This window comes from Lichenibacterium minor, from assembly GCF_004137685.1.
GTDB classification, from domain to species: Bacteria; Pseudomonadota; Alphaproteobacteria; order Rhizobiales; family Beijerinckiaceae; genus Lichenihabitans; species Lichenihabitans minor.
The window spans coordinates 123,967-143,058 of record NZ_QYBB01000004.1 but is presented as its reverse complement, the minus strand read 5'-3'; the positions used below and the strand labels follow the sequence as shown (position 1 = coordinate 143,058).

The 19,092-nt window shown below is 72.4% G+C and carries 14 protein-coding genes and 3 tRNA genes; 12 read left to right on the top strand and 5 right to left on the bottom strand.

Going from position 1 to position 19,092, the window contains the following annotated elements:
- Nucleotides 1–128: 128 nt before the first annotated feature.
- The gene (argH, locus tag D3273_RS05925; protein ID WP_129224479.1) at nt 129–1,508 is read right to left on the bottom strand and encodes an argininosuccinate lyase; all 1,380 of its coding nucleotides are present in this window, start codon (nt 1,506–1,508) and stop codon (nt 129–131) included.
- A 24-nt stretch (nt 1,509–1,532) separates the two neighbouring features.
- On the opposite strand from argH, the gene tlpA reads away from it, so the two are divergent.
- Nucleotides 1,533–2,192 (top strand): thiol:disulfide interchange protein TlpA, encoded by a 660-nt coding sequence (gene tlpA, locus D3273_RS05920; RefSeq protein ID WP_129224477.1) that lies wholly within the window; start codon nt 1,533–1,535, stop codon nt 2,190–2,192.
- 95 nt (nt 2,193–2,287) lie between these two features.
- On the opposite strand, the gene D3273_RS05915 is transcribed toward tlpA, so the two are convergent.
- The gene (locus D3273_RS05915) at nt 2,288–3,175 is read right to left on the bottom strand and encodes a cation diffusion facilitator family transporter (RefSeq protein ID WP_129224475.1); all 888 of its coding nucleotides are present in this window, start codon (nt 3,173–3,175) and stop codon (nt 2,288–2,290) included.
- A gap of 201 nt (nt 3,176–3,376) precedes the next feature.
- On the opposite strand from D3273_RS05915, the gene D3273_RS05910 reads away from it, so the two are divergent.
- From D3273_RS05910 to D3273_RS05895, 4 genes are all read left to right on the top strand, one after another.
- Nucleotides 3,377–4,318, top strand: a complete 942-nt coding sequence (locus D3273_RS05910) for a nucleoside hydrolase (RefSeq protein WP_129224473.1) — start codon at nt 3,377–3,379, stop codon at nt 4,316–4,318.
- A 65-nt stretch (nt 4,319–4,383) separates the two neighbouring features.
- Nucleotides 4,384–6,210, top strand: coding sequence for a glycoside hydrolase family 15 protein (locus D3273_RS05905; RefSeq protein WP_129224471.1), 1,827 nt, complete (start codon nt 4,384–4,386; stop codon nt 6,208–6,210).
- 113 nt (nt 6,211–6,323) lie between these two features.
- Nucleotides 6,324–6,408, top strand: a tRNA-Tyr gene (locus D3273_RS05900).
- A gap of 64 nt (nt 6,409–6,472) precedes the next feature.
- Nucleotides 6,473–6,546: transfer RNA gene (locus D3273_RS05895), tRNA-Gly, on the top strand.
- A 339-nt stretch (nt 6,547–6,885) separates the two neighbouring features.
- Here D3273_RS05895 and D3273_RS05890 read toward each other — a convergent pair.
- Nucleotides 6,886–6,970: transfer RNA gene (locus tag D3273_RS05890), tRNA-Leu, on the bottom strand.
- A gap of 266 nt (nt 6,971–7,236) precedes the next feature.
- Between D3273_RS05890 and D3273_RS29065 the strand changes: the two genes are divergently transcribed.
- The 3 genes from D3273_RS29065 (at nt 7,237) to D3273_RS05880 (ending at nt 10,166) form a co-directional block, all read left to right on the top strand.
- Nucleotides 7,237–8,361, top strand: coding sequence for an ATP phosphoribosyltransferase regulatory subunit (locus tag D3273_RS29065; RefSeq protein ID WP_245501020.1), 1,125 nt, complete (start codon nt 7,237–7,239; stop codon nt 8,359–8,361).
- Nucleotides 8,358–9,329 (top strand): ATP phosphoribosyltransferase, encoded by a 972-nt coding sequence (gene hisG / locus D3273_RS29060; protein WP_245501019.1) that lies wholly within the window; start codon nt 8,358–8,360, stop codon nt 9,327–9,329. Before D3273_RS29065 ends, hisG begins: the two co-directional genes overlap by 4 nt.
- A gap of 69 nt (nt 9,330–9,398) precedes the next feature.
- The gene (locus D3273_RS05880) at nt 9,399–10,166 is read left to right on the top strand and encodes an endonuclease III domain-containing protein (RefSeq protein WP_129224469.1); all 768 of its coding nucleotides are present in this window, start codon (nt 9,399–9,401) and stop codon (nt 10,164–10,166) included.
- A gap of 43 nt (nt 10,167–10,209) precedes the next feature.
- Here the strand turns inward: D3273_RS05880 and D3273_RS05875 are convergent, their stop codons facing one another.
- Entirely contained in the window at nt 10,210–11,322 is a 1,113-nt protein-coding gene (locus D3273_RS05875) for a 2'-deoxycytidine 5'-triphosphate deaminase (RefSeq protein WP_129224467.1), read from the bottom strand.
- Nucleotides 11,323–11,524: 202 nt separating this feature from the next.
- Here D3273_RS05875 and D3273_RS05870 point away from each other — a divergent pair, with 202 nt between their 5' ends.
- Nucleotides 11,525–12,745: an O-succinylhomoserine sulfhydrylase gene (locus D3273_RS05870; protein ID WP_129224465.1), complete on the top strand. Its 1,221-nt coding sequence runs from the start codon at nt 11,525–11,527 to the stop codon at nt 12,743–12,745.
- 54 nt (nt 12,746–12,799) lie between these two features.
- The gene (apaG, locus tag D3273_RS05865; RefSeq protein WP_129224463.1) at nt 12,800–13,192 is read left to right on the top strand and encodes a Co2+/Mg2+ efflux protein ApaG; all 393 of its coding nucleotides are present in this window, start codon (nt 12,800–12,802) and stop codon (nt 13,190–13,192) included.
- A gap of 54 nt (nt 13,193–13,246) precedes the next feature.
- Here the strand turns inward: apaG and D3273_RS05860 are convergent, their stop codons facing one another.
- Nucleotides 13,247–15,091, bottom strand: a complete 1,845-nt coding sequence (locus D3273_RS05860; RefSeq protein ID WP_129224461.1) for a M3 family oligoendopeptidase — start codon at nt 15,089–15,091, stop codon at nt 13,247–13,249.
- 159 nt (nt 15,092–15,250) lie between these two features.
- On the opposite strand from D3273_RS05860, the gene D3273_RS05855 reads away from it, so the two are divergent.
- Both D3273_RS05855 and D3273_RS29055 read left to right on the top strand, forming a co-directional pair.
- Complete coding sequence (locus D3273_RS05855) at nt 15,251–16,720, top strand: sigma-54-dependent transcriptional regulator (RefSeq protein WP_129224459.1); 1,470 nt, start codon at nt 15,251–15,253, stop codon at nt 16,718–16,720.
- Nucleotides 16,721–16,988: 268 nt separating this feature from the next.
- Nucleotides 16,989–18,935: a L,D-transpeptidase family protein gene (locus D3273_RS29055; RefSeq protein ID WP_245501018.1), complete on the top strand. Its 1,947-nt coding sequence runs from the start codon at nt 16,989–16,991 to the stop codon at nt 18,933–18,935.
- Nucleotides 18,936–19,092: the final 157 nt, after the last annotated feature.

Sequence of the window (19,092 nt, the reverse complement as noted above, 5' to 3'; positions counted from 1 at the left end):
GCCGGCCGGGGACCGGCAGGCGCTTGCCCCCGTCGCGGGGCGGGGAGGGCAGGGCGGAGCTGCACCCCTCGCCCTTCAGGGCTCGAACACGGACGCGGTCCAGGGCCGGAGGGCTTCGGCGATCGGCATCACCCCAGCTTCGCCAGCCAGGCTTCGGCCTGCGCGCGCACGTTGGCGGGCGCCGTCCCGCCGAAGCTCGTGCGGCTCGCCACCGACCTGTCGGCGCCCAGCACGTCGAACACCGCCGCCGTGATCCGCGGCTCGACGCCCTGCATCGCGGCGAGGGGGAGGGCTTCCAGCGTGGTGCCGGCCTCGGCCGCCAGCGCCACGATACGCCCCGTCACGTGGTGGGCCTGGCGGAACGGCATGTCGAGCTTCTGCACCAGCCAGTCGGCGAGGTCGGTCGCGGTGGAGAAACCCGATCCCGCCGCGGCCTTCATGCGCTCGAGGTCCGGCGACAGGTCGCGCACCATGCCGGCCATGGCGGGGATCGTGAGGGCGAGGGCGTCGAGCGCGTCGAACGTGCCCTCCTTGTCCTCCTGCATGTCCTTGGAATAGGCGAGCGGCAGGCCCTTCATCACGACCAGCAGGCCGATCAGGTCGCCGATCACCCGCCCCGACTTTCCGCGCACGAGTTCGGCCGCGTCCGGGTTGCGCTTCTGCGGCATGATCGACGATCCCGTCGAGAACCGGTCCGACAGCGACGCGAAGCCGAACTGCGGCGTCGCCCAGAGCACGATCTCCTCGGCGAAGCGCGACAGGTGCACGGCACAGATCGCCGCCGCCGACAGCGCTTCGAGCGCGAAGTCGCGGTCGGACACGCTGTCGAGCGAGTTGGCGGTCGGGCGGTCGAAGCCGAGCGCCTGGGCCACCGCGTGGCGGTCGATCGGGTAGGAGGTGCCGGCCAGCGCCGCGGCGCCGAGCGGCGACTCGTTCATGCGCCGCCGCGCGTCCGAGAAGCGCCCGCGGTCGCGCGCGATCATCTCCACATAGGCCATCAGGTGGTGCCCCAGCGTGACGGGCTGGGCGGACTGCAGGTGCGTGAAGCCCGGCATCACGCTGTCGGCATGGGCGAGCGCCTTCTCGCTCAGTGCGAGCTGCAGGTCGTGCAGGGCGGCGTCGACGGCGTCGAGCGTGTCGCGCACCCACAGGCGGAAGTCGAGCGCCACCTGGTCGTTGCGCGAGCGCGCCGTGTGGAGCCGCCCGGCCGCGTCGCCGATGATCTCGGCCAGCCGCGACTCGACATTCATATGGATGTCTTCGAGCGCGCGGGAGAACGTGAAGGTGCCGGCCTCGATTTCGCCCGCGATCCGGTCTAGTCCGGCCTGGATGGCGGCGACGTCGGCGGCCGACACGATGCCGCGCTGCGCCAGCATGGCGGCGTGGGCCTTGGAGCCCGCGATGTCCTGCGCGGCGAGGCGCTGGTCGAAGCCGATGGAGGCGTTGATCTCCTCCATGATGCTGTCGGGGCTCGACGTGAACCGGCCGCCCCACATCGCATTGCTCATCGAAGCCTCGGATCGGTTACGGAAATGTCAGACGCGAACGAGCCGTCGAAACCCGCAGCCCCCCGCCCGGGCCGGGCGCGGCGCGTCCTCGCCGGGGCCGCCCTGGCGGCCGGCGTCGCCGCGGTCCTATATGGCGTGGTGGCGCCGGGCAAGACCGGTCCCGCCGCCTGCCCGGCCGCGGCGGCCGCGACGGCGCGGCTCGATCCCCTCATCCGCGGCGAGGTCGCGGCGATGAGCCTGGCCCAGCCCGCCCGCATCGAGCCCGACGTCGCGTTCCGCACGCCCGACGGTCGGCCGACGAGCCTCGCGGATTTCAAGGGCAAGGCGCTGCTGGTGAACCTGTGGGCGACGTGGTGCGTGCCCTGCCGCAAGGAGATGCCGGCGCTCGACGCCCTCCAGCGGAGCCAGGGCGGGCCGGACTTCCAGGTCGTGGCCGTCAACGTCGACACGGCCCGGCTCGACCGCCCGGCCGAGTTCCTGAAGCAGAACGGCATCGCCGACCTCGCGCTCTTCGCCGACCCGTCCGCCGACATCCTGCAAGCGCTGAAGCGACAGGGCGGGCTGCTCGGGCTGCCGACGACGCTCCTCATCGACCGCAACGGCTGCGAGCTCGGCCGCATGGCGGGCCCGGCCGAATGGGCGTCCCCCGACGGGCAGGCGGTGATCCGGGCGCTGAAGGGCTGACCGGGGCCGCTCCCGGCGGGAACGGCGCGTCAGCGGGTCCGTCGCCCGGCCTCGGGGGGCGGCTGCGCGCCCCGGGGTGCCTGCGCTCGATGCGGCTACAGGACCACGATGCCCTGGTGTTCGCGCTTGTCCTCGGGCTCGACGTGGATCGTCACGGCCGAGTCCGGCACCGCCGCCTTCAGCACGCGCTCCAGCCGGTCGCAGATGTCGTGGGCCTGCGTGACGGTCGCGTCGCCCGCCACCACGAGGTGGAATTCGATGAAGGTCAGCTTGCCGGCGCATCGGGTCTTCACGTCGTGAGCCTCGATGGCGCCCTCGGCGTTGGCGGCGATCAGACCCTTGAGCTGCGCCAGTTCGTCGTCGGGCAGGCCCTCGTCGAGCAGCCCGTTGACGCTCTCCTTCATCAGCCCCCAGCCGGTCCACAGGACGTTGAGCGCGACCAGCGCCGCGATGGCGGGGTCGAGCGCCAGCTTGCCGGTGAGCACCACCAGGCCCACGCCGACGAGCACGCCCACCGAGGTCACCACGTCGGCTTCGAGGTGGCGGCCGTCGGCCAGAAGCGCCGGCGAGCGGTGCTTGCGCCCCTGCCGCCGCAGCACCGCCGCCCAGGCGCCGTTCAGCGCCGAGCCCGTGGCGCCGACCGCGAGGCCGAGCCAGGGCGTGTCGAGCGGCTGCGGCGAGGCGAAGGCCAGGTAGGCCTCGCGCAGGATCGCCAGGGCGGCGCCGACGACGAGCACGCCTTCCAGCACCGCGGACAGGTATTCGGCCTTGGTGTGGCCGTAGGGATGGCGCGCGTCGGCGGGCTGCAGCGACACGTGCAGGGCCCAGACGGCGGCCAGCGCGGTCGCGACGTTGATGATGGATTCGAGCGCGTCCGACAGCAGCGCGACGCTGCCCGTCACCTGCCAGGCGTAGAACTTCACCCCCAGCACCGCGAGCGAGACCGCGACGCTGCCCAGGGCGAGCTTCTGCGTTATGATCATCGATGTCTTCCGTCGCCGATGCCGTCCATCGGGGAGGTGCCGCGGCGCGCGGGTGCGGAGGTGCCGTTCCCGCGCGGAGGAGACCGATAGAGCAGATCGCGACCGGGGGGAAACGCCCAATCGCGGGAAGGCGCTCGACGACAGCAACCGGGCCGCGGCGCGCGCCGACGGCCCGAACCCGTTCCCCGTCCGGAGGCCCGCATGCCGCGCAAGATCATCATCGACACCGATCCCGGCCAGGACGACGCCGTGGCGATCCTGCTGGCCCTCGCGTCGCCCGAGGACCTCGACGTGCTGGGCATCGTGGCGGTGGCGGGCAACGTGCCCCTGGCGCTCACGGAGCGGAACGCGCGCCGGGTGGTGGAGCTGGCCGGGCGCCCGGACGTCCCGGTCCACGCCGGCGCGGTGCGGCCCCTGGTCCGGCCGCCGATCACCGCAGAGCACGTCCACGGCCGCACGGGGCTCGACGGCGCCGACCTGCCCGAGCCCGCCCTGCCGCTCCAGCCGCAGCACGGCGTCGACTTCATCGTCGAAACCCTGCTCGACGCGGAGCCCGGCACGGTGACGCTGTGCACGCTGGGGCCGCTCACCGACGTCGCGCTGGCGCTGAACCGCGCGCCCGCCATCGCGCCCCGCATCCGCGAGATCGTCATGATGGGCGGCGCCTATTTCGAGGTCGGCAACATCACGCCGACGGCCGAGTTCAACGTCTACGTCGATCCCGAAGCCGCCGACGTGGTGATGCGCTCGGGCGTGCCGATCACCATGCTGCCGCTCGACGTCACCCACCGCGCCCTCGCCACACCCGACCGGCTCGACCGCTTCCGGGCGCTCGGCAATCGCGCGGGCGCGACCGTGGCGGGCATGCTCGGCTTCTCGGAGCGGTTCGACAAGGAGAAGTACGCCGGCGCGGGCGCGCCCATCCACGATCCCAACGTCGTCGCCTGGCTGCTGCGCCCCGAGCTCTACGCCGGGCGCCGCATCAACGTGGCCGTGGAATGCGCCAGCCCGCTGACGCTCGGCATGACGGTGGCGGACTATTGGCGGGTGACGGGGCGGGAGCCCAACGCGCTGTTCCTGCGCGAGGTCGACGACGCCGGGTTCTTCGACCTCCTGGTGGAGCGCCTCCGCCGTCTGCCCTGACGGCCTGTCAACGCGGCGCCGCGATGCTACTTCCCGGGACGGCGGCACAGGATGACCCGGGGACCATGGCTCAACGCATCGAAGACTACGCGCTGATCGGCAATTGCGAGGGGGCGGCGCTCGTCGGCCTCGACGGGTCGATCGACTGGATGGCCCTGCCGCGGTTCGACTCCCAGGCCTCGTTCGCGGCGCTGCTCGGCACGGCCGACAACGGCCGCTGGCAGATCGTCCCCGCGGTTCCGGTCACAAAGGTGTCGCGGCAGTACCGCGCCGGCACGCTGGTGCTCGAAACCCGCTTCGAGACCGCCGAAGGCACGGTGCTGCTGATCGACGCCATGGGCCGGCGCGAGGGCCACGGCGACGTGGTGCGCCTCGTGCGGGGCGTTTCGGGCTCGGTGCCGATGCGGGTGGAAAGCGTGCTCCGTCCCGGCTACGGCGCCGTGGTGCCCTGGGTCAGCCGCTTGGCCGACGGGCGCATCGCCGCCGTGGCGGGCCCCGACCGCTTCGTGCTCGACACGCCCGTGGCGCTGCGCGGCGAGGATTTCCGCACCGTCGGCACGTTCACCGCGGAGGAGGGGAGCGAGACGCCCTTCACCCTGACCTGGTCGCCGTCCTACCATCCCGTCCCGCAGCCGGTCGACGCCGCGCAGCTCGTCGAGCTCGTCACGGAGGACTGGAACGATTGGACGAAGTCCCACCGCACCGAAACGGCGGGCGACTGGGTGCCGGTCGTGCAGCGCTCGCTCATCACCCTGAAGGCGCTGACCCACTACGAGACGGGCGGCATCGTGGCGGCGCCCACCACCTCGCTGCCCGAGCAGCTCGGCGGCCCGCGCAACTGGGACTACCGCTACTGCTGGCTGCGCGACGCCACGCTGACCCTCTACGCGTTGCTGACCTCGGGCTTCCTGGAGGAGGCCAGCGCCTGGCGCGACTGGCTGATCCGCGCCATCGCGGGATCGCCCGACCAGATGCAGATCATGTACGGCATCGCGGGCGAGCGGCGCCTCGACGAATACGAGCTGCCCTGGCTCGCCGGATACGAGGGCTCGACGCCGGTGCGCGTCGGCAACGCCGCGGCGGGGCAGCTCCAGCTCGACGTCTACGGCGAGGTGCTCGACGCCATGTACCAGGCGCGCCGCCTGGGTCTCGCGCCGGACGACAACGGTTGGAACCTGGAGCGCGCGCTCGTCGAGCACCTCGAAACCATCTGGCACCTGCCCGACGAGGGGATCTGGGAGGTGCGCGGGGGCCGCAGGCATTTCACAGCGTCGAAGGTCATGGTGTGGGCCGCCTTCGACCGCGCCATCCGCTCCGTCGAGGAGTTCCAGCTCGCCGGCCCCGTCGACCGCTGGCGGTCCGTCCGCGACGAGGTTCATGCGGAGGTCTGCGCCAAGGGCTACGACGCCGGGCGCGGCCACTTCACCCAGTATTACGGCGGCACGGAGCTCGACGCGAGCCTGCTGATGATGGCCATGGTGGGGTTCCTGCCCGCCGACGACCCGCGCGTCGTCGGCACCGTGAAGGCCATCGAGGAGCGCCTGATGGAGGACGGCTTCGTCAAGCGGTACGACGAGGCGGGCAACGTCGACGGCCTCGCCGGGGGACACGAGGGCGCGTTCCTGCCCTGCTCCTTCTGGCTCGCCGACAACTACGTCCTGGCCGGTCGCGTCGACGAGGCGCGCGCGCTGTTCGAGCGCCTCGTCGCGCTCTGCAACGACGTGGGTTTGCTGTCGGAGGAATACGATTCGCGCGCCCGCCGCCAGGTCGGCAATTTCCCCCAGGCCTTCACCCACGTGGCGCTGGTCAACACGGCGCACAACCTCAGCCGCGAGTTCGGCCCGGCGCAGCATCGCGCGGAAAGCCGGGAAACGGGCGCCGCCACGGCCTGAACCCCGTCCGGCGGCGCGGCGTCGGGATCGCGTCGCGCCCGGGGTTGACACGGATCGGCCCTGCCGCGATAAGCGCCGCAGTCCGGCGGCGCTGAGCGCCGCGGGATTGGGACGGAGGAGTGTCCCGAGCGGCAAAGGGGGCGGACTGTAAATCCGCTGGCTAAGCCTTCGTAGGTTCGAGTCCTACCTCCTCCACCAAAACACCGTCCTCGTGGTCCTGTCCGGTTCCTCCGGCGCGCGGGGCCGCAACGGCGAAGGTTGCGCGGGTGTAGCTCAATGGTAGAGCAACAGCCTTCCAAGCTGATGACGAGGGTTCGATTCCCTTCACCCGCTCCAATCGACCATCGGAAAGCGTGACGGCTGAACCCGCAAGAGGGGTCCGCGAGCCTTTCCTTCGTCGACGTTTCGGCACGTGAACCCAGGCGGCGGCCTTCCGCGACGCCGTGGCCATCGCCCAGCCGTACGGCCGGTCATCGATCCCGCGGCCGGCATCGTGGCGCGTGAGGGTTCAGATGTCGCGGCTCGTCGCTCGACCGGGCTGTGGATGCTCAAGAAGGTTCAGATCGGCTTGCAGGGGCGCGGGTCAACACCCGAGAGGCGCCGTGCAGGATCTCGCGACATGGGCCGATGCGCCGCCTGCGACACGGCCAGCATCCGGGCGAGGGGCCGGGATGTTGGTGCGCTGGAGAGGACTCGAACCTCCACGGTGTTACCCACTGGTACCTGAAACCAGCGCGTCTACCAATTCCGCCACCAGCGCATGTCGCACCGGTAAGGCTTCGCGGACCGCCCGTCAACGTCCCCGCGCCGAATGTCTGCCCCCGATCGGCTCGCCCGCTCGCGGCCTCGGGGTGAAACATCGGCTCAACGCGATGCAGCACCGGCGGGGACGCGCAGGCGGCCTCCTCGCGCCGCTCACCATGGTGCCGCTCACCGTGGTGCCGTTCACCGTGGCGCGTGAAACGGGTCGCCATCGCGGGCCGCCCTTGGTAAGGCGGGACGTAAGTTTCAGGCGGGATCGAGCACGTGGACACAGAAGGGCCGGGGCCGGGGCGCGCGAGCGCGGGAGCGGCCCTCCTCCAGCATCTCGTCGCGGCCGGCTACGACCCGGTCGATCCGCCGTTGCTGCACGACGCCGGCACCTTCCTGGACCTCGGCGGCGAGGACATCCGTGCCCGCCTCTACCTCACGACGGATGCCGGGGGCGCCGAGCTGTGCCTGCGGCCCGAGTTCACCATCCCGGCCGCGCGCGCCTACCTGTCCTCCCCGGCCGCGAACCGTCCCGCCGCCTACAGCTATTGCGGCCCCGTGTTCCGCATGCGGGCGAACGGCCCCGGCGAGTTCTGCCAGGCGGGGCTCGAAAGCTTCGGCCGCGCCGACATCGCCGCCGCCGACGCCGAGATCCTGGCGCTGTCGCTCGACGCCGTGGAGCGCTCGGGCACCCGCCTCCGCGCCGTGTCGCTCGGCGACGCCGGCCTCGTGTCCGCCATCCTCGACGCCGTCGAACTGCCGCCGCTGTGGCAGCGCCGCCTGAAGCGCGGATTGGAGCGCGGGCAGGGGCTCGACGACGTGCTGCGCGGCGCCCCGGCGCGGCGGCCCGAACATTCCGGCCTGCTCGCCGCCCTCGCGGGCGCCGACGGCCAGGACGCCCACGCGCTGGTGGCCGACCTCCTGTCGATCGCCGGCATCACGGCGGTGGGCGGCCGCTCCGTCGGCGAGATCGCCGACCGCTTCCTGTCCCAGGTGGCGCAGGGCGCGGCGCCCGACTTCGGCGACGAGCGCCGCCGCGTGCTCGACGCCTTCTTCGCGGTGTCGGGCGAGCCCGACCGCGCGTCGGGCCAACTCCGCACCCTCGCCGAGGACGCGGGCCTCGACCTGTCGGCGGCGCTCGACCTGTTCGACGAGCGCACCGGCTTCATCGCCGCGCAGGGCGTCGACCTGTCGCGCCTCGCCTTCCGCACCGCTTTCGCGCGCAACCTCGACTATTACACGGGCTTCGTCTTCGAGGCCCACGGCGCCGACGCGGACGGGCCGGTGATCGGCGGCGGCCGCTACGACCGCCTGTGCGGGGCGCTCGGCAGCCCGTCGCCGATCCCCGCCGTCGGGGCGGCGATCTGGCTCGACCGATTGGACGCGGAGACAGCAGCGTGAGCGCCGGAAAACCCTTCGTCCTGGCGGTGCCGTCCAAGGGGCGGCTGCAGGAGAACGCCTTCGCGTTCTTCGCCCGGGCCGGGCTGAAGCTCGTGCAGGGCGGCGGCAGCCGCGACTACCGCGGCCGGCTCGCGGGATTCGCCGACCTGGAGGTGGCTTTCCTGCCGGTGTCGGAGATCGTCGCCCACGTGGCCGACGGCTCGGCCCACCTCGGCGTCGCCGGCGAGGACGTGCTGCGCGAAGCCATCCCGGACGCCGACGGATCCGTGGCCTTCCTGTCGAAGCTCGGCTTCGGCCACGCCGACGTGGTGGTGGCGGTGCCCCGCGCCTGGATCGACGTCCGCACGGTGGCGGACCTCGAGGACGTGGCGGCGACCTTCCACGCGCGGCGCGGCCGGCGCATGCGCGTCGCCACCAAATACGTGAACCTCACCCGCCGCTTCTTCGCCGAGCGCGGCGTCGTTGATTACCGCATCGTGGAAAGCCTCGGCGCCACCGAGGGCGCGCCCGCCGCCGGCGGCGCGGAGCTCATCGTCGACATCACCACCACGGGCGCGACCTTGGCCGCCAATGCCCTGAAGGTGCTCGACGACGGCACGATGCTGCGCTCCGAGGCCAACCTCGTGGCGTCGCTGTCCGCGGATTGGGGCGACGCGCACCGGGCGACCGCGCGGGCCCTGCTGGGCCGCATCGCCGCCGAGGAGCGGGCCCGCACGACGCGCGAATTGCGCGCCACCTTCGCCGCCGGCGCGCCGGCCCTCGAGCCGGGTGCCCTGGAGCCCTTCGGCGGTTCGGTGTTCGGGCGGGAGGACGGGCGGCTGGTGCTCCACTGCCCGAAGGCGCGCGTGCCGGATCTCGCCGACTGGCTGATCGGGCAGGGTGCCGACGCGGTGGCGGTGGCGCCGCTCGACTACGTCTTCGCCGCGCGCAACCCGCTGTTCGAGGCGCTGTCGCTGCGCCTGGGGTGAGGTAGGGCTGCCCGCCCTGCACCGGAGTCGCAGGCCGGAACCGCGGGCGAATCGGTGGATTCATCCACCATGCCGCAGCTCTTCGATCACGCTCCCATCGCGCCGTGTCCGGGGCGGGCCAGGCCCGCCCGGCGCGGGGTCCCTCAGCCCTCGGACGACCTCCGCGCCAAGGCGCTGGAAGTGCATCGGCGGCTCGGCGCGGTGTTCGGCCTGCCGATCCCCTATTTCCACAGCCTCGATCCCCTGAGCGAGCTGGTGTCCTCGCTCCTGTCGCACCGCACCCGCAACGCCGAGTCGGGCCGCGCCTTCAAGGCGCTGCGGGCGCGCTTCCCCGACTGGTCCGACCTCGTGGACGCCGACACCGCCGAGGTCGAGGCGCTGATCGGCGGCGTGACTTGGCCCGAGGCGAAGGCCCCGCGCATCCAACAGGTGCTGCGCGACGTGCTCCAACGCCATGGCGGCCTCGACCTCGACTTCCTGGCCGACATGGACCCCGAGGAAGCGCGCGCCTGGCTCGCCGCCATCCCGGGCGTCGGGCCGAAGACCAGCGCCGCCGTTCTGTCCTTCTCGACCCTGCGCATGCCGGCGCTGCCGGTCGACAGCCATCATCACCGCGTGGCGCAGCGCCTCGGGCTGATCGGCCCCAAGGTCGACGTCGGGCCGTCGCACGACCTGCTGCGCGCGCAACTGCCGGCGGACTGGTCGGCGCAGGACCTCTACGACGACCACGAGGTGCTGATGCTGCATGGGCAGAAGACCTGCCACTTCCGCAGCCCCGCCTGCGGGGCCTGCGTGCTGCTCGACCTGTGCCCGGCCGGTCAGGCGCGAGGGGCATGACGGGAAGGATGGGACCGGCGCGTCTGGTCCGATCCACGCCCGCTCACCCCTTCCGGAAATGCTTCGACAGCTTGAGCCCCTGTGCCTGGTAGTTCGACCCCGCCACTGCGCCATAGAGCGTGCGCGGCGGCTCGCTCATGCGCTCGTAGACCAGCCGCCCGACGATCTGCCCGTCCTCCAGCACGAAGGGCACGTCGCGCGAGCGCACCTCCAGCACGGCGCGCGAGCCAGCGCCGCCCGCCTCCGCGCAGCCGAAGCCGGGATCGAAGAAGCCGGCGTAATGGACGCGGAACTCGCCCACCAGCGGATCGAAGGGCGTCATCTCGGCGGCATGGTCGGGCGGCACCCGCACGGATTCCTTCGAGGCCAGCAGGTAGAACTCGCCGGGGTCGAGGATCAGCTCGCGCCGCGCGCGGCAGTGGATGGCTTCCCAGTAGTCGGACGGGTCGAGCGCGTCGACGAGGTCGACGTCGATGACGCCGGTGTGGCGCTTGGCCCGGTAGCCGACGAGCCCGGACCGATCGAAGCCCGCGAGGTCGATCGACACCGCGACGCCGCCGGCGATGATGGGCTCGGCGCCCGCCACCAGCGGCGCGGCGGCGTGGAGCGCGCGGTGGGCGTCGTCGTCGAGGCGGTTGTCGCCGGAGGTGAAGCGGATCTGCGACAGGCGCGATCCCGCCCGCACCCGCACCGGAAAGGTGCGCGGCGACACTTCGGCGTAGAGCGGGCCGTCGTAACCCGGCTCGATCGTGTCGAAGCGCCGCGCCCGGTCGGCGATGACGCGGGTGAAGACGTCGATGCGCCCGGTCGAGCTCTTCGGATTGGCGGCGGCGCGCAGGCCCGCCGGCAGGTTGAGCCGGTCGTCGAGCTCCACCACCGTGACGGTGCCGGGCTCCAGGATGACGCCCTGGCCGAGATCCAGTTCGTCGGCCGACTGGGCCCGGATGCCGTCGAGCACCGTGCGGTCCTGCCCGGGCAGGAAGCTCGCCCGCACCCGCCACGCGCGGCGGCCGAGCCGCAGGTCGAGGCTCGCCGGCTGCAGCACCGGGGCGGCGCCGTCCGGCGGCGAGCCCGAGCGGATCGCCCCGGCGTCGCGCAACGCCTGAATTTGGTGGGCGGCGAGGAGGCCCGGCGCGAAAGCCGCGGTTGCAGTCATGGGGTCGGGTCCGGGCGCGAAAACTTGCGAGCGGGTCGAGGTACGACGAACCGCCGCGCCCGCCAAGCCGTCGGCACGATCGCGCCGTTTCGCCCCGTTTTGGAGTGACAAACCGAACGTTGCGTTCTTTTTTCCGGTCCAACCCCCTTGCCTCGGCGCGGGAGGGGCGTAGAACATCCCCACGCAACGGACCGAGCCCGCCATGACCGACAAGTTCGCCGCCCTCCGCCCCGCCACCCGCCTCGTCCACGGCGGCACCCTTCGCACGCCTTTCGGCGAAACCTCGGAAGCGCTGTTCCTGACGCAGGGGTTCATCTACGAGACCGCCGAGGCCGCGGAGGCGCGCTTCAAGGGCGAGGACCCCGGCTTCATCTACGCGCGGTTCTCGAACCCGACCGTGCGGATGTTCGAGGAGCGGATGGCGCTGCTCGAAGGCGCCGAGGACGCGCGCGCCACCGCGTCCGGCATGGCGGCCGTGACGGCGGCCATGATGGGGCAGGTCAAGGCCGGCGACCACGTGGTGGCCGCCAAGGCGCTGTTCGGCTCCTGCCGCTACGTCGTCGAGGACCTGCTGCCGCGCTTCGGCGTCGACTGCACGCTGGTGGACGGCGACGACCTCGACGCGTGGCGCTCGGCGATGCGCCCCACCACGAAGACGCTGTTCCTGGAATCGCCCACCAATCCGACGCTCGACGTCTACGACATCGCGGCCGTGGCCGAGATCGCTCATGCGGGCGGCGCCACCCTGGTGGTGGACAACGTCTTCGCCACGCCGATGCTGCAGAGCCCGCTGCAGCTCGGCGCCGACTGCGTCATCTATTCGGCGACGAAGCACATCGACGGGCAGGGCCGCTGCCTCGGGGGCGTGATCCTCGGCAGCCGCGACTTCATCGACAAGAACGTCCACAACCTGCTGCGGCAGACCGGCCCGGCCCTGTCGCCGTTCAACGCCTGGGTGCTGCTGAAGGGGCTCGAAACCCTGTCGATCCGCGTCGCGGCGCAGAACGCCGCGGCGGCGCGGGTCGCCGATGCCCTGGCGGAGATGCCCGGCATCGCCAGGGTGCTCTACCCCGGCCGCGCCGACCACCCGCAACACGCGCTGGCCATGCGCCAGATGAAGGGCGGCTCGACCCTGATCGCCTTCGAGGTCGCGGGCGGCAAGGCGGGGGCGTTCCGCTTCGCCAACGCGCTCGGCATCGTGGGCATCTCCAACAACCTCGGCGACGCGAAGAGCCTCGTCACCCATCCGGCCACCACGACGCACCAGCGCCTGAGCCGGGAGGTGCGCGAAGGCCTCGGCATCTCGGAAGGCATGCTGCGCCTGTCGGTCGGCCTGGAGGACGTCGAGGATCTGATCGACGACCTGCGGCAGGCCGCCGAGGCCGCCGCGGGCGGCGCGCCGCTGGCCAAGGCCGCCGAGTGAGGTGACGGGAGCGGCGGCACGCGGCATGATGAGCCGTCTGCTTCGGGGGCGATCATGTACACAGCCGTCACGCGCGACATCCAGATCACGGTGATGCCGCAATACCTCGCCGACCAGTCGGCGCCCGACGAAGGGCGCTACGTGTGGGCCTACACGATCGAGGTCGCCAACCTCGGCAGCCGCACCGTGCAGCTCGTGGCGCGGCATTGGGTGATCACCGACGCCGCCGGCAAGGTCGAAACCGTGAGCGGCCTCGGCGTGGTGGGGGAGCAGCCCGTGCTGAACCCCTCCGAAACGTTCCGCTACACGTCCGGCTGCCCGCTTTCGACGTCGTCGGGCGTCATGCAGGGGCATTACCGCATGGTCGACGACGGGGGCGGCTCGTTCGACGCCGCAATCCCGGCCTTCTCGCTCGACTGTCCCCACGCGAAGCGCGTGCTGAACTGAGGGGGATGCGCGTTCCGGCCGCCGCCTTCCGCGGCCGGAAACGGCTCGGCCCCGTCACGGCTGCGGGAGCCGCTCCAGCTCGTCGATGAGGCCTTCGATCACGCCGAGCCCGATGCTCCAGAAGCCGGGGTCGTGGGCGTCGAGGCCGAAGGGCTTCAGCAGCTCGGAATGGTGCTTCGTGCCGCCGGCGGCCAGCAGCGCGAGGTAGCGCTCGGCGAAGCCTTCCGGCGACGCCCGGAACACGCCGTAGAGCGAGTTCACCAGGCAGTCGCCGAACGCGTAGGCGTAGACGTAGAAGGGCGAGTGCACGAAGTGCGGCACGTAGCTCCAGAACGTCTCGTAGCCCGGCCCCAGGCGGATCGCCGGGCCGAGGCTGTCGGCCTGCACGCTCATCCACAGCGCGCCGATGCGCTCCGCCGTCAGCTCGCCCGACACGCGCTCCTCGTGCAGCTTCCGCTCGAACGAATAGAAGGCGATCTGCCGGACCACGGTGTTCAGCATGTCCTCGACCTTGGCGGCCAGCAGCGCGAAGCGTGCCGCCGGCGTGGTCGCCCGCTGCACCATGGCGCGGAAGCACAGCATTTCGCCGAACACCGAGGCGGTTTCGGCCAGGGTGAGCGGCGTCTGCGCCATCAGGGCGCCCCGCGGCGCCGCGAGCGTCTGGTGGACGCCGTGGCCGAGCTCGTGCGCCAGCACCATGACGTCGCGCGGCCGGCCCCCGTAGTTCATCAGCACGTAGGGGTGCACGGCCGGCACGGTGGGGTGCGAGAAGGCGCCCGGCGCCTTGCCGGGGCGGATCTCGGCGTCGATCCAGCGGCGGTCGAAGAAGCGCCGCACGATGTCGGACAGGACCGGCGAGAAGCCGTGATAGGCGTCGAGCACCGTGTCGCGCGCTTCCGTCCAGGGCACGACGGCCGGCGGGGCGCCGGGCAGGGGGGCGTTGCGGTCCCAATGGTCCAGGCGGTCGCGGCCGAACCAGCGCGCCTTCATGGCGTAATAGCGGTGCGACAGCCGCGGGTGCGCGTCCCGAACGGCGGTGACGAGCGCGTCGACGACGTCGCGCTCGACGCGGTTCGACAGGTGGCGCGAATCCGCCACGTCCTCGAAGCCGCGCCAGCGGTTCGAGATCTCGAGGTCCTTGGACAGCGTGTTGGTGATCAGCGCGAAGGTGCGGGCGTTGGCGCCCAGCGTGTCCGCCAAAGCGGCGGCGGCGGCTTCGCGGGCACGGCCGTCCGGATCCTGCAGCAGGTTCAGCGTCGGTTCGAGCGGCAGCCGGGCGCCGTCCACCTCGAAGCGGAGCGACGTGATCGTTTCGTCGAAGAGCCGGGTCCAGGCGGCCCGGCCCGTCACGGCCTTCTCGTGGAACAGCTGCTCCAGCTTGGTGTCGAGCTGGTGCGGCCGGTCCTTGCGGATGTCGTCGAGCCAGGGGCGCCAATGGGCGAGCGGCCCTTCGGCGGCGAGCCGGTCCAGCGTGGCGTCGGGGAGCGCGTTCAGCTCCAGCGCGAAGAAGAGGAGGTTCGACGACACCGCCGTCACGCGGTCGCCCGCGTCGGCCATGAACTTCGCGCGGCCCGCGTCCGCGGTGTCCTCGGTGTAGAGGAGCTGCGCGAAGGAGGCGGCGCGGCCCAGCACTTCGTCGAGCCGCTCGTAGCGCCCGATCGCTTCCGCCAGGCGGGCTCCGGCGTCCGGCCCGTCCGCGATGGCGCCGAGGTGCCCGCGGTAGTCCGCGGCGAAGCGTTCCGCGTCGGCCGCCGCCGCGGCGAGGTCGGTCGCGAAGGCCGGCGCGTCCATGGCGCGGTACAGGTCGGACAGGTCCCAGCGCGGCACCGCGCCGAGCGCCGCGGGATCCGCGCTGGCGCGGGCCTGGTGGAAGGCGGGACGGCGGCGGAAGGGGAGCATCGGGCGATCCGTTTCGGCTTCGTCGGGCTCCCATAAACGCATCGCTTCGCGGCGTCACCGGGGCGGGACGCCGCCGCGGCCTCCCCGTTAAGCGCGAGTTTACCCTCGTCCGCGATGGTGCATGGGCCGATGGCGACGAGGCCGCGGCATCGGGGACGCATGACCGCAACCATCCTCATCGTCGACGACGACCCCGTCCAGCGCCGGCTGCTCGAAGCCACGGTGCGGCGGTTCGGCTACGAATCCGAGGTGGTCGAGGGCGGGGCCGAGGCGCTCCGCCGGCTCGAAGCCCCGGACGCCCGGCCGATCGACCTCCTGATCTGCGACCTGTCCATGCCCGAGGTCGACGGCATGGCGGTGCTGCGGCGCCTGCGCGAGCGCAAGATCGCCGTGCCGGCCATCGTCCAGACGGCCCACGGCACCATCGACACCGTGATCGCCGCCATGCGGGCCGGCGCGGTCGACTTCGTGGTGAAGCCCGTCGGCGCCGAGCGCCTGTCCGTGTCGATCAAGAACGCCCTGCGCTTCGACGCGCTGGAGGACGAGGTGCGACGCATGACGCGCCGCGCTTCGGGGGCGCTCACGTTCCGCGACATCGTGACCAAGAGCGACGACATGGGCCGCGCCATCCGGCTCGGCGAGCGCTCCGCGCGCTCCAACATCCCCGTGCTGATCGAGGGCGAGTCGGGCGTCGGCAAGGAGCTGATGGCCCGCGCCATCCAGGGCTCGTCGGAGCGCAAGGGCAAGCCCTTCGTGCCGGTGAACTGCGGCGCGCTGCCGGAGAACCTGATCGAATCCATCCTGTTCGGCCACGAGAAGGGTGCCTTCACGGGCGCCACCGAGAAGCACCTCGGCAAGTTCGTCGAGGCGTCCGGCGGCACACTCTTCCTCGACGAGATCGGCGAACTGCCGCTCGACGCCCAGGTGAAGCTGCTGCGCGCCCTGCAGGAGGGCGAGGTCGACCCCGTCGGCGCCAAGCGGTCGGTGAAGGTCGACGTGCGGCTCGTGTCCGCCACGAACCAGAACCTGATCGAACTCGTGAAGCAGGGCCGGTTCCGCGAGGACCTGTTCTATCGCCTCAACGTCTTCCCCATCACCATCCCGCCGCTGCGCGCCCGTCGCGACGACGTCCCCGACCTCGCCCGCCGCTTCGCCGCGCGCTTCGCCGCGGAGGAGGGCAAGAAGATCGCCGGCATCTCCGCCGAGGCCCTCGCCCTCCTGTCGCGCTACGACTGGCCCGGCAACGTGCGCCAGCTCGAGAACGTCGTGTTCCGCGCCGTGGTGCTGTGCGACGGCGGCGAACTGACGTTGGCGGAGTTCCCCCAGATCGCCGCCCAGGTCGAGGGCTTCGACGTCCGGGTGCCGGCCGTGCCGGCGCAGGGGCCCACCGCCGTGGTGCGCGAGATCGTCAAGGTCGAAGTGCGCGATCCCAACGTGATGAAGCTGCTCGACGATTGCGGCGACGTCCGCCGCATGGAGGAGATGGAGGCGGAGCTGATCCGCTTCGCGCTGGCGCATTATCGCGGGCAGATGTCCGAGATGGCGCGCAAGCTCGGCATCGGCCGCTCGACCCTGTACCGCAAGATGAAGGACTTCGGCCTGAACGAGGGCGACGAAGTCGCCGCGTGACGCCGGCGGTCCGGAGCCTCGACCGCACGCCGGCCCGCTGCACGCCGCCGTCCGTGCGGCCCGGCCCGGCAGCGACGGCGCATCGCGGCGCCGTCCGACCTGTCATCGCGGCAACACGGTGCCGCGCCGAATCCCGCGCCGAACCGTTTTTCGGGCCCGGCGCCGTTGCTTTCGCGCTCCCGGGCGCGCTTCACCACACCAGAGCGCGGGCGGGCAGGGGGCGGGTGCCGCCGGCCCCGCCGCGCCCCTTCACGAGGATCCCTCCGGGATGACAGCGCAGCGCGGCCGTTCGGCCTTCCTGACTTCCACGGCGCTGCTGCTCGTCGGCGCCCTGCTGGCGCCGGCCGCCGCCGCCCCCCGCCGGCAGCATCCGGAAGCGTCGCGGTCGGCCATGCTGCCGGATGCGGGGGATGTCGGTCCGGCCGACGTCGGGCTGGAGCGCATCGGCACGGGCGACGACGCGCGCGCCTCGCTGTCGCGCCTCGTCGCCGAGCCCGGCTCGGTGCTCGACGCCTATGCGCCCACCCGGCACGGCGCCGACGCGGCCGCCGGGCCCGACGCGGGGCCGAAGCGCGTTTCCGCCGCCGATGCCCTGGTCACCGGCGCCGTCCCGTCGAGCCGCCCGGCGTCCGCGCCCGCCCTCGCGCCCGCGGCCGCGCCGGTGGCGGGGCCGGCCGGCCCGGACCCGCTGGCCTACGGCCCCGTGACGCCCGGGGCACCCGTGCTCGACGCCGCGACCCTGCAGCACGCCCTGGAAGTCTGGCTCGGCCCCGAGCCCCTGCGCGGCCTCCGCTCGATGCCGGCCGCCGTGGCGGAGGAGAAGCGCTACGACGCGCGCCTCGCCGTGCGGGATTTCTACGCGTCGCGCGGCTTCGCGCCGCTGTGGGTGGTGGACGGCCGCTTCGACGCCCCGGCCCGCTCGGTCCTGGCCCGCATCGACCGCGCCGCGGAAGACGGGCTCGACCTTCGCGCCACGCCCGTGTCGGTGCCGAACGGCGGCGATGCCGCCGCGCTGGCGGCGTCCGAACTGTCGCTGACCGAGGCTGCGGCGGACTATGCCCGCCAGGCCAGCGGCGGCCGCATCGACCCGTCGCGCATCGGCGAGCTCGTGGCCGCCAAGCCCGAGGTGGCGCTCCCCGGCCGCGTGCTGGCGGCGCTGCGCGACGCGTCCGACGCCGGCGAAGCCCTGCGCGGCTTCAACCCGCCCCACCGGGGCTACCTGCTGCTGCGGGCCAAGCTCGCCGAGATGCGACGCGGCGCCGACATGACGGCGGGCGGCCCCATCCCGGCCGGACCGGCGCTGAAGGCCGGCATGAAGGACGCCCGCGTGCCGCTGGTGCGGGCGCGGTTCGGGCTGGACATCGCCGCCGACGCGTCGGACGGGCTGGTCTACGACACCCGGGTCGCGAGCGCCGTCGCCGATTACCAGCGCGCCCACGGCATGCCGGCCTCGGGGGTGCTGACGCCGCGCACGGTGGCCAGCCTGTCGGGCGGGCATCCGAAGCGGCTCGAGGACGAGATCGTCGCCAACATGGAGCGCTGGCGCTGGCTGCCGCGCGACCTGGGACAGCGCTACGTCGCGGTGAACATCCCCGACTATTCGCTCGACGTGTACGACGGCGAGCGGCCGATCCACCACGCCCGCGTCGTGGTCGGCAAGCCCGGCCACGAGACGCCGATCTTCTCGGAGGCGATGAAGTTCATCATCGTCAACCCCTACTGGAACGTGCCGCTTTCCATCGTCAACAAGGAGATGATGCCGAAGCTCGCCGCCGATCCGAACTACTTCGAGAACCACGGCTACGAGGTGGTTGAGAAGGGGGGCGAAACCTACGTCCGCCAGCCGCCGGGCGACAGCAACGCGCTGGGGCGCATCAAGTTCATGTTCCCCAACAAGTTCGCCGTGTACCTGCACGACACGAACGCCAAGGGTTATTTCAACAAGGACGAACGGGCCCTGAGCCACGGCTGCGTGCGCGTCGACCAGCCGTTCAAGCTCGCCGAAGCGGTGCTGGGCCGCGACCGCGGCTGGACCGAGGCCCGCGTGGAAGGGATGGTCGGCGGCGGCGAGCGGACCGTCAACCTGCCGCGGCCCGTGCAGGTCCACATCGGCTATTTCACCGCCTTCGTGGACGAGACGGGGCAGCTCCGCCTGCGCGACGACGTTTACGGCTATTCCGCCAAGGTGAGGGCCGCCCTCGGCCTGTCGAGCTGACCGCACCCGGCCGGCGTCGCGCCTTCCGGCCGGGAGTCCGCCTTGCGCCGTCCCGCCCGCGGAGCTAACGGTTCGTTAACGTCGTCCGACGATGAGATCGGTCCGGTCCTTGCGCGTGATCCCCCGGTGTCACGCTGCCGAACGAGCGAGTCCCGCA